Source organism: uncultured Cyclobacterium sp. (assembly GCF_963977555.1).
GTDB lineage: Bacteria > Bacteroidota > Bacteroidia > Cytophagales > Cyclobacteriaceae > Cyclobacterium.
The window spans coordinates 311,812-325,599 of sequence record NZ_CAXBPD010000006.1; the positions used below are offsets into that span (position 1 = coordinate 311,812).

Here is a 13,788-nt window from a genome sequence, read left to right on the forward strand (position 1 = left end):
GCCTCTTGTCAAAACCTAAAGTGTTAAGTAGAGCATATTTTCATTGTTTGTGAATAGATAGGGAAAACTAGCAGTTTAAAGTAGGCCCTCATGAATATTTTTGACCCTGAATCACTAAGTTTCTGACCGATAAATCACCGGCTTTAGAGCAATCCACTTTGATAATTACGTTAAAGCCTGTCCATGGTCGCTTGCTGGTTTTTGTTAGCGAACTATTACCTGTCTAAACACATGATGCGCTTTTCCTTTAAGGATAAGAATATAAATTCCGGGAGCTATGTCGGATAGATCCATAGTATAGGGGTTAACCAATTCTTTTTTGATTTCAACACCATTTAGATTGAGTAGTACAGCTTCTAACAAGTTATCAAATCCCTCTATTTTTAAGTAATTTTCAGTAGGGTTGGGATAAATTACTATGTCTTTTCCAAAACCTTCTTCTAAACCCAAAATTGGATCAAGAAGGAAGGTGTCAAACATTATTTGCTCGCTGAAAAACACCTCGTCTCCAAATTCAATTTTAATCCGACAATAATAAGTGCTATTGTCTTCCAGGTTGGTCAATTCCCATTCCAGGTTTTCAGTCCCTGCATTTACTACTCCATATTCAAATAGTCCAATGATGGATCCTTCTGAGCTAAGCTCAAGACTAACAGCCAACTCATCAATGCTTGATAACAATTCCGTATTTAAAAGAGTAGTCTTCGTTTCTCTAAAATCAACAACTTCTAGTGAAGACAATCTAAACTGATCGCTCAACAATATATTGGTTCTAAGAAGATTACCATTAACCCCATACGCATAGAGTTCCTTTTGATGACTTGAAAAAGACATTATTCCTGAAAGCTCATTTGTAGATTCCCAATTTTTGCCTCCATCCAAAGTTTCAAAAACATATCCATTTTCATTACAAATAAATCCATAGTTTTCATTATGGAAATAGACATCTTTAAACCAACCACTCGGAATATCAATCGCCTCCCATGTATCTCCTCCATTACTAGTTTTATGTAAGCCCAATTCCGGATCACCAATAAGGTAACCAACTTCATTATCAATAAAATGCATGGCATAAATTGGGTCTCCAGAATTTTCATATATCAACTCCCAATTTTCCCCTTTATCCATTGTTTTAAAAACCCGGTTATAGTAACTGTAGGTGTTAGATGCATATCCTATATCCGAATCAGTAAACTGAAATTCTCCAATTCTATCTCCCGGGGAATTAATTTCTGTCCAAGAAACGCCACTGTCCACTGTTTTAAATATCTGTCCTCTACTTCCGCTTATAAATCCTGTATTTTCATCTATAAAATTCATAGCTATAAGGCCATTAGATCCATATTCAATATCATTCCTATTTTGTAAGGACCATGTTAGCCCCCCGTCAACTGTTTTTAGAACCTTTTTACTATTCCCTGAAGAACCAGGTGTGCCACCTACTAAGGCAAACCCAATTTCATTACTTATAAAGTCAATTTCTTGTGTTTTCTGATCTATAAAGGGACTACCCAAGTTGATCAGCTCTTCCCCTTGATTTGTCGATTTAATGATATCATTACCGACATGCGCGTACACTGTTTCATTCGATGTAACTTCTACATTTGAGATTTTACCGTAAGTGATGCTATAGTTTTCCCAAGTTTTTCCCCCATCAAAAGTCCGGATAATTCTACCACCTAGCCCTGTGGCAAACCCTAGGTTTGTGTTTATAAAATGAATACCATAAAGGCTATTTCCGAATTCTCTACCATCAAACCCTAGCCAATCCCATGTATCTCCACCATCTTCAGTTTTGTGAATGACGCCATCTTCACCAGCAATAAACCCAATATTCTTATCAATAAATTGTATTGCGTAAGCTCCATCAAGTGATGTTATTTCATGCCATGTTTCTCCTCCATCTGTAGTTTTGTATACTTCACTATGTTCTTGGGTTGCATAACCAATATGTTCATTGACAAAAGTGACCCTGAAAAAATTAGAAGGAGCTGTATTTGAAGTTTCCGTCAAATACCAAGTCTCTCCACCATCGATTGTTTTCTTGATAACACCATTCTTACAAACTGCATGGCCTATATTTTCATTGACAAAGTAAGCATCTTCAACATCCACATTTGGGATTTCCAATTCACTTGGGATCTCCAATTCACTCCAGGATATCCCCCCATCAAAGGTTTTATATAAAGTGCTATCACTGGTTATGAAAAGAGTGTCCTTGCTGATTTGACTGATACTGTTAAGGTTATCATTAAGGTTTATTTCCAATAGATTCCACCCTTCTCCTTTATAGGTCGATTTGTAAATTGACCCTCTACTACCTATAATGACCCCATATCCGTCTTTGAAACTGATCCTGAAACCATTGTCTAAATCCGTTAATTTCTTCCAGGTACTCCCTTGGTCTTTCGTTATAAGCAACTCCTCCCTGTTAACAACAAATCCTGAAAAATCATCTACAAAAACAATATCAGTTCCCGTCAAAGATGAGGGATGCGGGTTAAGTCGAATCCATTTATCTGACTTTTTCTGTATTTCAGAATCATCATTTACGTAAAATGATTTAGCTGATTCACATCCAAATTCATTTGACACAAGTATTGAATACCAACCTGGCTGCGCAATAAAAATTGAGGGAGTGATTTCGCCTGTACTCCAATCGTAACTATTGAATTGTCCAGGATTAATTTCAACTGAATCAATTCCAAGAGAAATTGTATCAGGAAGATTGATCTCCGGTAATTCCACGACATCAACATATACCGAATCTTTAGAAGCACATCCAAACTTATTCGTAACCTCAATAAGATAATAACCAGTCTGGCTAACCCTGGTTGTATGCGTCGTATCCCCAGTACTCCAGCGATAAGACGCATATACATCTTCAACAGTTAATTTGGAGCCAGAACACAATTCCAAGGCCTCTCCAAGTTCTAGGGCCGGAAATGGATCAATCGTTATATCTCTGGTAATTACATCCGAATGATCAGCGTAATTAGCTGTGAGGGTAACTGCATAAGTTCCTGCTTCAATATAAGTATGTTGAGGATTGGTCTCTTCAGATGTAGCCCCATCTCCAAAATCCCAATGCGCTGATTTTAAAAGATATGAATTGGTAATTCTGAAATTAGTGGGAGAGGATTGACAGGTCCCCTCTTGAAGAAAACTTGTTTTGAAGAAGTAATTCTGTATAAAGTTTGGGGTAGCGTTGGCAAGTGAATAGCCCCCTTCAGTAAAAAATCCATTTTCCTCCACTACTACATTTTCAGCGATTTCATTAACATTTGATATCACTCCCAAGTACTCAGTTCCACCTCCTCCTCCACCTTTTGTTATGTAGATTTTTCCATTTGTTGCCAATTGTAAAAAGCGAAATTGATTAAATACCTCCCTGTGCAAAAGCTTTCGGGAATCTTGGATTGATGCTTTGTCTGAAAATTCAAGGTCAAACTGATACAGTCCACTTTCACCTGAACTACCTTCTTGGCTTACGTAAAGTTTTTTAGCATCTGACGAGAACGCTACACCATAACTAGTTCTCTTAGCTGGAAGGACTAAATTAATTCTATTGGTCAGCTTTCCTGTGCCAGAGTCAAAATCAAATAAATCTAAAGATGTATTATTTATATTATCATAATCTCGGCTGGATGCTATTCTTCTCCCATCGGGAGAAAACTTCAATTGCCCCTGAAAAAGCTCATAAGCTCCTCCTATTGAACTGACAACAGGCACATTTGAAACACCTTCCGAATTAACCAAGAAGGAATAATAATTGTTGGTATTGTATTCATGTACTACCACCCAATAATCTTCTAAATTTTCATGAAATGCGGCTGTAATTCGTTTGCTGGTATTGGCTAATATTTTTTCCCCCTTGCTCTTTACATCCCCTAAACCACTTTCAAGACTCATATCAATGACTGAGTAATAGAGGCCCGAAGACTCAAAACCTTCCCAAGGATCTACCGTAAATAAATAGTACAAATGATTGTCTGAAGGGTGAGGTATTATCAGTGACTCTCGGGAAGTTAAACCTTCTGGAGAGGGAATTACTTCAGATCCATTAGGCATCAACTGATGATTTTTATTCCAAACAGAATACCCATCTGAATAAAATAGCAAATCACCATTTTTATCGCTTATTAGTCCTAATCCCAAATTGAGGTATTCAGCATATTCGAAATTCACTTCAGGCACTCCTGCATTAAAGTCGAGCTGATAATTTGCAAGCGCCCAATTGTTCGCTTCTTTTTGAGCAAAAACAGATGAAGTTATTTGAATGAAAATAATTAATATAAAAAGTTTTTTCATTGTTGGTATAACTAGTATTAAATAGAACCTGATGGCTCAAAAATTATTTATTGATCTAAAAGTAACTAAGCAAATAAAATTTCAGTCCCCATTCAATTGGAGGTAAAATAATAAATCGTTTTGATCTGAATCCAAAAAACGCCTAAATCAAAGGTACCTGTCATTAAAAAGGTAAATTAGAACAACGAATTACTTAAAAATATCTACTTTTTCAAACGGTCTGCCCAAAAACTTAAAAAAAGAAAACCATTCCCCATAAAAACCATTATACCCGGCACCCTTTCACTACTTTATTGAAGTGTTTCCTAAATTGAACCGTACCCTTCGACAGGCTCAGGCTGCGGTTCAATTCAGGCTTTTTCATTTAGTCCTTTGTAGCCTCCATTTTTTGCTTCCACAGCTCAAACTCTTTTTTATTCGCTTCTAAGGTGAGGGGGTATAAGCCTACAATGCTATGTCCTTCCAATACCCTTTCGGTTACAAAATCTTCGTAAAGGGTCATGCTGATGGCTTCATCGGCTATTTCATCAGCCAATTGAGCAGGAATAACGATTACCCCATCATCATCACCTACTAACACATCACCAGGAAAAACAGCCACGTCTCCGCAACCAATGGGCACATTAATGTCTATGGCTTGGTGTAAAGTTAAATTCGTCGGTGCAGAAGGGGCTTGGTGGTAGGAGGGCATGTCCAACTTGGCAATTTCAGCAGAATCCCTAAATCCCCCATCCGTAACGATTCCGGCAGCACCACGGACCATTAAGCGAGAAGCCAAAATAGAACCGGCAGAAGCCGCCCTACTGTCTTTTCGGCTGTCAATAACCAGTACCGCTCCACAGGGGCATGTTTCTACAGCCACCCTTTGCGGATGTTTAGGATCTTGAAAGACAGTAATGGGATTGAGGTCTTCCCTTGCAGGAATATACCGTAAAGTAAAGGCTTCCCCCACCATGGTAGGCTTTCCTTTTTCCAATGGCTTAACCCCTTGAATAAACTGATTTTTAAGCCCTCGTTTAAACAAGGCGGTGGCGAGTGTGGCAGTACTAACGGTTTGTAATTTTTGACGAGTAGTGGCTAGCATTATGGTAGTTTTAATTTGATGTTTTAAAGAATCATGGTGGTTTTTCCAACTCCACGAGCACCGATGATCCCAATCATTCGGCTTTCCCACGAGAGGTTATCGTGCAAATATCGTTTAAAATCTGTTGTTGTACTTTGTAAAAGCGTTTCAAATTTCTGATATAATGTTCTCATAATCTCTCAATACTATTTCCACAAAGACACAGGAATGCACAAGGTATTCAACAAAATATACCACTAATTGCACAATACAATGTGCAGTTTTTTTGCTTTACCACTAACCTTCCATGGATGGTGTCGTAGCATCCCGCAGGGTATGCACTATAACCAAGTTGAACGAATCTGGATGAGGCAGGAAACCGGCAGTTACTGCACTTTATAAAGCGTCAGGACTTAAAACAAAATCAGTAACAATCGGTATAATAATTCCTTTCGCTAATTCCATTTTTATTTTTTTGTACCGTATAGTATCTCGTCCTACAATGACCGCTAACGTGACTTAACTCGAAGACGGCGGGCATTCGGAGCCGTTCCCTTCCAGCCTACTCCTAGCTTCTCAAAAATACTGATTTTCATAGTTACTCGGTACCGCCCGCTGGATCTAAGGTGATGTTATAGCGCTTATTCTTTTTACAATTTAATGGAAATTTTGACTTTTCCTCCCAATCCTTTTTCTACTATGTCGAAGAGCGTTTTAAGTGTCAGATTGCTTCCGTTATTTTCGACCCTTGAAATGTAGGTTCTTTTCTTATCTACTAATTCTGCCAATTGCTCTTGTGTCAAATTCTTGTCCTCCCTGGCTTTCTTCAATAATACACCGATCTTGAACGATTCAAAATCTCTTTCAAGTTCGTCTCTTCGTGATGTGCCTTTCCTTCCATACACATCATCTTTTATGTCTTTCCAGCTTTTCGTATTCATTTCTTCGTTCTTTTCTTTTTTTCTGGGTTTTTTTCGGCAAAGTATTGGTCCATCAACTTACTCGCCTTTTCTATTTCCTTGGGTGGTGTCTTTTGTGATTTCTTTTGAAAGCCATTTAATAAAATAACTAGCTTGCCTTTGTCAAAAAAACAAAACACCCTCCAGATGTTTGATCCCAACTGGATACGGGCTTCAAACAACCCCTTCTTTGTTTTGATAGGCTTCAGGTAAGTTTCAGGAACTCTTGCAAGGGTCTCAATAGCCTCAATAACTTAATAAATTTTGTTTTGAACTTTTTCGGTCTGTTTTCTCAGAAAGTTCTCAAAATGGTTTTGGTAGGCTATGACTTCCCTTACTTTATCCATAGACGTAAATGTAACTTAAAAGTTACTATTTTTAAAATTCGAAAAATTTCTTTCGTGAATAAGGCTTCTCAATATGCGCTATAACGACTCGAATATGCGTAGTGCGGGATTTCAGGGCACTTCACTATCAAACCGATACGTCGTTTGTTAAATTGCTTTAAGGTTCAAATTTACTAGTTCGCCCCGCATTACGTATATTTATTGTTGTGCATTGTTTTTTCATTCTTCAATAAAAAATTCAAACAATTCATTAGTTAGTTCTTGTCCTTTTTCAGAATTTGTCAAAAGTACAAATCCCCATTTTTTATCTATATCCATCACATAACCACCGGTAAACCCCTCATTGTCCGCACCATGCAAAAAGACTGTGTTGTAAGGCATATCCAAAGTCATAAATCCTAAAGTATAGTACTGACCTTCTTTAGCTGTTGAATGAGTTTTTAGTAGTTCGCCATAACTTGCTTTGGTCAGTAATTGCTTATTCATTACAGCAATCATCCATTTAGAAAAATCTACAGGTTCAGAATGCAAAGAGGCCGGAGCTATAAATTTTCCATTGTCTTTTAAATACCAATAACTGTTTTTCCAATCAATTGGGTTTGTATTTTCATCATAGGGTTGAGCTTTATTTTTTCTCGTATATTCGGTTTGTATAAAAACTGAATGTTCCATATTTAATGGTTGTGCTATTCTTTGCTGAAAAACAGATTCTAATCCTTGCCAATCTGTATTTTCAATTTCACGTAAAACCAAGGCGAGGTATTGATAACCTTCACCTGAATAAAGATAATCCGTCCCTGGGTCAAATTTTATTTTTAGTTGCTGATTATCTTCACCCTCTCGCCAATTTGGAAATCCTGACTGATGCGATAAAACCATTCGAGCTGTAATTTTTTTATACCTCTCATCAGTTGCGATATCGGGATATTCCAAATATTGGTAAAGCGGTTTGTCAAGGTCTAATTTTCCTTCTTCTACATAGGTCATCACAAAAAATGCGAAAATAGATTTAGATAGTGATGCGAATTCAAAAATAGTACTTTCCGTAACTTTTAAATTTAGTTCTTTGTTTGCATAGCCAAAACTGTTATGATATAACACTTTAGAATCATTAATAATCGCAATGGAAAGACCTGGTATATCCATAGATTTAATCTTCTTTTTTAAAAAAGTTTCCAATTCTTCGGTAGTAATGGGCTTACCATCATAATTATTTATTGAATCAATTGGTTTGTTGGAAGTACCATTTCTTGAAGTGCATGTTCCAAAACTTATTAAAATAGAAATATAGAGTATGATGATTTTCATTTCATTTTTTTTGAATTAATTGTAGCGTAAAATCTAATGCTTCATCTGTATCAGAAGTAACATTATTTACTGTTTGGGGAAATTGGTACTCTGGTATTATGCCTCGACCTTTTGGCAAGAGTTCTTTTACATTCGTATCATAGCGGACTAATGGTAAACTCAATGCGAATTTTGTGTTAGGAAATGTTATTTGAGCAAACAAACCACTAGTATTTCCATAATAGCTACCACCAGTTTCTTCGCCTACAAAAGTAGCTAAACCTTTAGAATACAAAATTGAACATACATCGGCAGCAGTGGAAAAAGTATTACCATTGATTAGAACATATATTTTTCCTTCAAAAACAGGTTTGGAGGGCATAAATGGTTGAATACCAATTTCATCTTTTAATTCTAAAATGGTATCGTTTATACTATGTGTATTTTCCTTTAAAACGCTGTAGGTTTCTTTCTCTAAATTGCTATGCTTCTTCAAAACATTGGCATCTATAGTTTTCAAATACATCCGCTTAAATTCTTTAATGGAATCAGAAGAAAGGTAGGAAAGTAGTTTTAACCCAAGGGCATCACTACCACCTCGATTATCTCTTAAATCAAGAATCAAGTTTCTGTTTTTTGATTTGGATAGTGAGTTGAAAATGTCGGATAGTTGAATTTGAAAATCAACTTCGGAATCTGAAAAACTCGTTACTTTTAAATAGGCTGTTTGTTGTTTTTCAAATATCTTAAATTTGATATTCTTAAACATGGGCTTTTCTCCCATTTCCTTGTTCGAATCTATTGTAAATAAATGTTGTGAAGTATTGTTATTTGAATCTTTGTACTCAATTTTATATTGATTTCGAAATCCATATAATAGTGCATAATAAAAACCAAATCTTCGTTCTACCATTTGTGTTCTTCCCGTTTTGATAAACCCGTCACTAATCGTGTAGTTTATCATGGATTCAATAATTTCGCTGGACAAAGTTTGGTTAATACTTATAATTTCATTCCCTTTTTATATTGAGTTATTGTAACTAGTTCCAGTGTAAATCAGTTTTCTTTGAATGATTCTTAAATCAACAGGGAATTGGTCAATTTTTCTCCATAACGAATCAGAAAGTGGTTTAGATGCATTTAACCAAGTATGCCCACAGTTAATTTGAGCGATTAACCTTAATGTTTTTCGATAAAAATCTATTTCGGTTTCTTTTTCTTTCAGTGAGGTTCTTAATTCATAAAACAAACTATCAATGGTATTTTCTGTATTATACCAATATAGCCCAGGATGAGCTTCTTTTAGTGCCTCTTCCAAAACAGCAATATCCTTTAAAAGTGCTTCTCTTTCATAGTATCGATTGCCAGCTAAATCTAGATTTACTCCTGTAGGTTGAGTATTGCAATTCACAAAGCTAAAAGAGATTAATATGTATAGTTTGATTTTGGTCATTTTTAAATAATGCACAATCGGGTCAGGCGGGGGAATTGCACCCCTACCTTCCCACGGAACCGTGCGTGAGACTCTCACCTCACACGGCTCTTCATGTTTATAAATCGCTCGGTCCGACTAAGATACCTAAGGTTGAACCAATTTCCAATGCGCAAACAGTCCCGGGCAGGTCTTGTACTGACGCTTAAGCCATCTGACTGCGGCCATTTTGTACAATCCCTTCTCCCATTTGACCCATTTGAGCAGACGGTGGTTAAGTTGATTCCATACCTCACGCATGGATTCTCCCCTTAGCTTGTGGTAGTAGTTGAGCAGTCCCCTGACAACTGGATTAAGTCGACGGGCAATCTCCTGAATAGGCTTGCGCCACTTGTGGATTGCCAGTTCCCTAAACTTTCCCAGTATCGCCGTTCTGGACTTGATACTGACAAATGTACCCGGCAACAACATGCCCCTGCCTTTGATGGTCTGCATCGATGCTTTGATAGTTAAGCCTAGAAAATCATACTTCCGAGGATATTTGGTCGAAGACCAACCCCGCAGGTTTACAATCTTCGTCTTTATGGGGTGCAGTTCCAGATAGCAACTCTTCATACGCTGGCTGATTTGCCTAAGCATAAATTGGGCTTGCTTCTCCGTCTTGCAATGTACCACTACATCATCCGCATATCGCTCGAATGGCTTCTCTGGATGAAATCTCCTCATCCATTCATCAAAAGTGACATGAAGATATAGGTTTGCCAATAGTGGGCTCACTACCCCACCTTGAGGTGTACCAACATTTGTTCCTACAAACTCACCTTCCGCCATAATACCAGCCTTTAGCCATCTGGACACATACATCGCTACCCATTCGTCCTTGCAGTAATGTCTCAGGGCTTTCATCATCAGGTCATGGTTGATGTTGTCGAAGAACCCTTTGATATCCAGGTCTACCACAAAGTCATGACCGAAACAATTTCGCTCTGATTGTTTTACTGCTTGGTGGGCGCTCCTATTAGGCCGATAGCCAAAGGAATTCTCATGGAAGAGTGGTTCAAGTTGTCTTTCCAAGTGTTGACGGACTACCTGCTGGGCGATACGGTCAAGAAGGGTCGGCACCCCCAATTTGCGGACACCGCCGTCTTTCTTCTTTATTTCCACCCGCTTGACAGGTACGGGAAAATAACTCCCCGAGGTCAGTCGGTTCCATAGTTTATACATATGTGAGGTTAAATCGTTGTCCAATTCCTCCCAGCCCATACGGTCTATGCCCGCACTGCCCTTGTTCGATTTTACTTTCTTGTACGCCTGCCATACCATCAACTTGGTAATTGGTTGCGATTTTGTTTCATAGTAGTCTGTCATCCCAAATTGATTGGTTGTAAACTGGTTTGAAACCAAACATGTCCAGCCCTTTGCTCCACTCCCATTACAGGAGCTTCAACGCTACTACGGCTGGACCTGCCCCCCTTGCCTCACCCAACCACGGGTGCAGGTTTCCTCTCTCGATTTGGCCTGAAGGCAAAGAGTTCACTCGTTCCCCCGAGAAAAAATCGGGGCAGGCATTGAAATGGCCTGTACTGCGTTTCCCGCCAGCGGGACAGGCACTGCCAGCTTAACCCCGGATGCGGTGTGGCCGGTATCTTCCGGACGCCCGCCACACTTGTCACAGGTACAAACGTAACTACCTGTTTTTCGCATCGTAATTTGCTTTCTCGAGGCTTCATCGTTGGTTCACTCTCGTTCCGCTCCACAATACTCACCTACAGGAATCTATGTTCCCGTTTTTTCCTTAACCGTTCACCACACCGGAGTTTCCGCCAGATGCAGCGTAAGGCAGTTTGATGGCTGCTCCGGCAAGCCGCCATCGGAGGGCCTATCTATTGGTTGCCCAATAGTCCTCCATCCATTTCAAAGCATTCAGCCCCAAGGGGCTGATTCAAGTCACACACGGTTTGCGGCTTGGAGACGGCGGGCATTTGAAAACGTTCTCTTCCAGCCTACTCCTAACTTCTTAAAGATAATGATTTTTATAGTTACTCGGTACCGCCCGTTGGATCCAAGGTGATGTTAGCTGCTTTATTTCATTTCTTTAAAATGTTGATTGTACAATTTAACAACATTTTGTAGCTCAGTAAAATCGTATTTATTATTATTCCAATCTTCACGTAGTTTCGGGAAATCAGCAATCATATTTTCAACTCTTTTCTTTTTATTTACTACATTCAAATAAGTTAATTTACCATCTTTTCTCAAAATTGGGGCAGCAAATCCCGAATTACTTATATGCAAAGTGAAGTATGACAATTTTCCTATTTCATTTTCTTGCAAAAATTGTTTTTTGTCTTCTGGAATCGACATAAATCTAACTTTGTCATTATTTTCCAATTGTATTTCTGCAATTTTTATATCGGTTGGTTTATATCTAATTATACCTGTTTCAGTCTTAGTCGTAATATTTTTTGTCAAAGCTGAATAGTTCAATTGTCCATTTAAATAATTAGGCAGGAAAATTTCACATTTTAAAGTTTCTCCATTGTTATTAATAATGTGTCCTGCATGATATTGCCCAAACGAATTAAATACATAAAAAATTAAAAATGTTGTTAATACGAATTTGAACTTAATTGCTAATTGCATCAGAATTTCTATTATTTTTTTTCAATCCTTATTTGTGAACGATGACTCCTTAATATTGCAGCTAACGGTTTGGCGCTTGGCGAAGAAGCGGACTTCGAAGCACTAAACTGTCTGCCAGCACTAAACTTGATACGAAGCACAAAACTCCATTTAAGCACTGAACCCGCTTTTTTGCCAAACGCCTGTTAGCGGCTGTTATACTTTCTGTCCGAAGTTGTGTTGTTGTTTCTCCGCACATAGTTTATTCAATGCTTGATATGTCTAAATAATCTCCGCTATCGTGCCCTGTGGCTACAAATAATTTGTTCTTGCTTGTCAAAAAGAGTTTCTTGTTGAGTTTTGTTCTGATAATTTCGTCAAGTGTCAATGCACAATAGGCAAGTGGCAAAATCCAGTCAAGGAACTCATAATTGTCCTCGTCAGTTTTTGCTATGTCGTCAATTTGTTGTAGTAATGGTGGTTGAGCATATCTATTCTCTGGGAAGTAAATTGGGTCGCAAGCCCAATCAATATCGTCTATGTCATAATTGTCTGCACCAGATAAATAAATTGCAGGAATTTCTTTGTCATTGTCAGCGAACTTTAAAATCCCAACCCAAAGTGCAACAACGCTGTCAGGAAGTGGAGAGGTAGTTACAAGATGTTGAAGCCACTCAACAATATCGGCTTGTTCTTTGTCAATGTCTAACTGTCGCAAAGCAGTCCAGTAAGGTTTAGGAGTTGCCTTTTCGTGAAAGTCGATAAACTTATTCCAAGCTTCTTTGGCAGTCAGTTTGGAAGCAAAAATTGTTGTCAAGCTGTCCCAAGATTGGTCGTGTTGAAATTCCATGTCGTTATTTTCTGTTTGTTTTTTGCCGTCTGTTTAAGGTTTGCACTGTCGCCAAATAATAGCCGCTAACGGTTTGCGGCTACCCGAAGGTGGCGATTTCGGAGCACTTCACTGTCAACCAGACAGAAATTTTGATAGAAGCACAAAGCTTGATTTAACCACTGAACCGCCACTTTTGGGTAGGTGCTGTTACCTGCTGGCTTTATTTTTTCCTTTAAAATTCAGGTGTACATAAACTCCCTGTTGCTCCACTTGCATAATTTAAAACTATATTTTCTTTATAAAACATACTCATACAGTCATCTGAGTATTCTTCTTGTTGTTCAGCAGTTAAATTCTCATCAAATACTGAAAAACTCAATAGTGCCATACCGCTAAATCCGTATTCAATTTCGACTGGATTTCTACTTCTAATTCCGATGCAATTAGCTTTCTCTAATTTATCATATAGATTACTAAATGTTTCTCGATTCCAATTCAGCATATTTTTAACTAATTCTAATGACTTTGTCTTACCACGATATTTCTTTTCATATTTGGTTTGTGGCGTTTCTATATAATTATCTATGTCGACATCCCATTGTCCGAATAGTTGTTCTCTTTTAGGTGAATCCCCAATTGGTTCATAAATAAATAAGTCAATATTATCAGAGGAATTATACTGAATCCTTACAGTAAAATTTTCTGGCACTATCTCACTGAAGTAGTTTTTTAAGTCAGCTATTTCATTTGATTTTTCATCAATATTATTTTTCATTCCTTCTATCGAGTTCATTCCGCAACTTGAAAGGAAGATTGGAATAATTAGAAGACTTATGAGATGTTGTACTTTCATTTTTTTCTGCTTGCAGGTAACGTGTTTGTGTCGAGTAGGAAAAGGGAGTTTCACCCTTCCCCTCTCACAGAACCGTACGTGA

Annotated in this window: 11 protein-coding genes; all 11 read right to left on the reverse strand. The window is 37.9% G+C overall.

What is annotated here, in order from left to right; all coding sequences use genetic code 11:
• Positions 1–204: 204 nt before the first annotated feature.
• Entirely contained in the window at positions 205–4,311 is a 4,107-nt protein-coding gene (locus AAC073_RS10040) for a YCF48-related protein (protein ID WP_339923695.1), read from the reverse strand.
• Between the two features lie 364 nt (positions 4,312–4,675).
• The gene (locus AAC073_RS10045; RefSeq protein ID WP_339923696.1) at positions 4,676–5,395 is read right to left on the reverse strand and encodes a ribonuclease activity regulator RraA; all 720 of its coding nucleotides are present in this window, start codon (positions 5,393–5,395) and stop codon (positions 4,676–4,678) included.
• Between the two features lie 629 nt (positions 5,396–6,024).
• The gene (locus AAC073_RS10050) at positions 6,025–6,315 is read right to left on the reverse strand and encodes a helix-turn-helix transcriptional regulator (RefSeq protein ID WP_339923697.1); all 291 of its coding nucleotides are present in this window, start codon (positions 6,313–6,315) and stop codon (positions 6,025–6,027) included.
• Complete coding sequence (locus AAC073_RS10055; RefSeq protein ID WP_339923710.1) at positions 6,312–6,584, reverse strand: type II toxin-antitoxin system RelE/ParE family toxin; 273 nt, start codon at positions 6,582–6,584, stop codon at positions 6,312–6,314. Before AAC073_RS10055 ends, AAC073_RS10050 begins: the two co-directional genes overlap by 4 nt.
• Before the next feature lie 315 nt (positions 6,585–6,899).
• Positions 6,900–7,988, reverse strand: a complete 1,089-nt coding sequence (locus AAC073_RS10060; protein WP_339923698.1) for a serine hydrolase domain-containing protein — start codon at positions 7,986–7,988, stop codon at positions 6,900–6,902.
• 1 nt (position 7,989) lies between these two features.
• Entirely contained in the window at positions 7,990–8,931 is a 942-nt protein-coding gene (locus AAC073_RS10065) for a S41 family peptidase (protein WP_339923699.1), read from the reverse strand.
• Between the two features lie 57 nt (positions 8,932–8,988).
• A complete protein-coding gene (locus tag AAC073_RS10070) occupies positions 8,989–9,420 on the reverse strand; it encodes a hypothetical protein (protein ID WP_339923700.1) in 432 nt (143 codons plus the stop codon).
• Positions 9,421–9,546: 126 nt separating this feature from the next.
• A complete protein-coding gene (ltrA, locus tag AAC073_RS10075) occupies positions 9,547–10,767 on the reverse strand; it encodes a group II intron reverse transcriptase/maturase (protein WP_339923701.1) in 1,221 nt (406 codons plus the stop codon).
• A gap of 714 nt (positions 10,768–11,481) precedes the next feature.
• Positions 11,482–12,042, reverse strand: a complete 561-nt coding sequence (locus AAC073_RS10080) for a hypothetical protein (RefSeq protein WP_339923702.1) — start codon at positions 12,040–12,042, stop codon at positions 11,482–11,484.
• 241 nt (positions 12,043–12,283) lie between these two features.
• Entirely contained in the window at positions 12,284–12,871 is a 588-nt protein-coding gene (locus tag AAC073_RS10085) for a hypothetical protein (RefSeq protein WP_339923703.1), read from the reverse strand.
• A 214-nt stretch (positions 12,872–13,085) separates the two neighbouring features.
• A partial coding sequence (locus AAC073_RS10090; protein ID WP_339923704.1) for a hypothetical protein occupies positions 13,086–13,788 on the reverse strand: 703 nt, incomplete at its 5' end.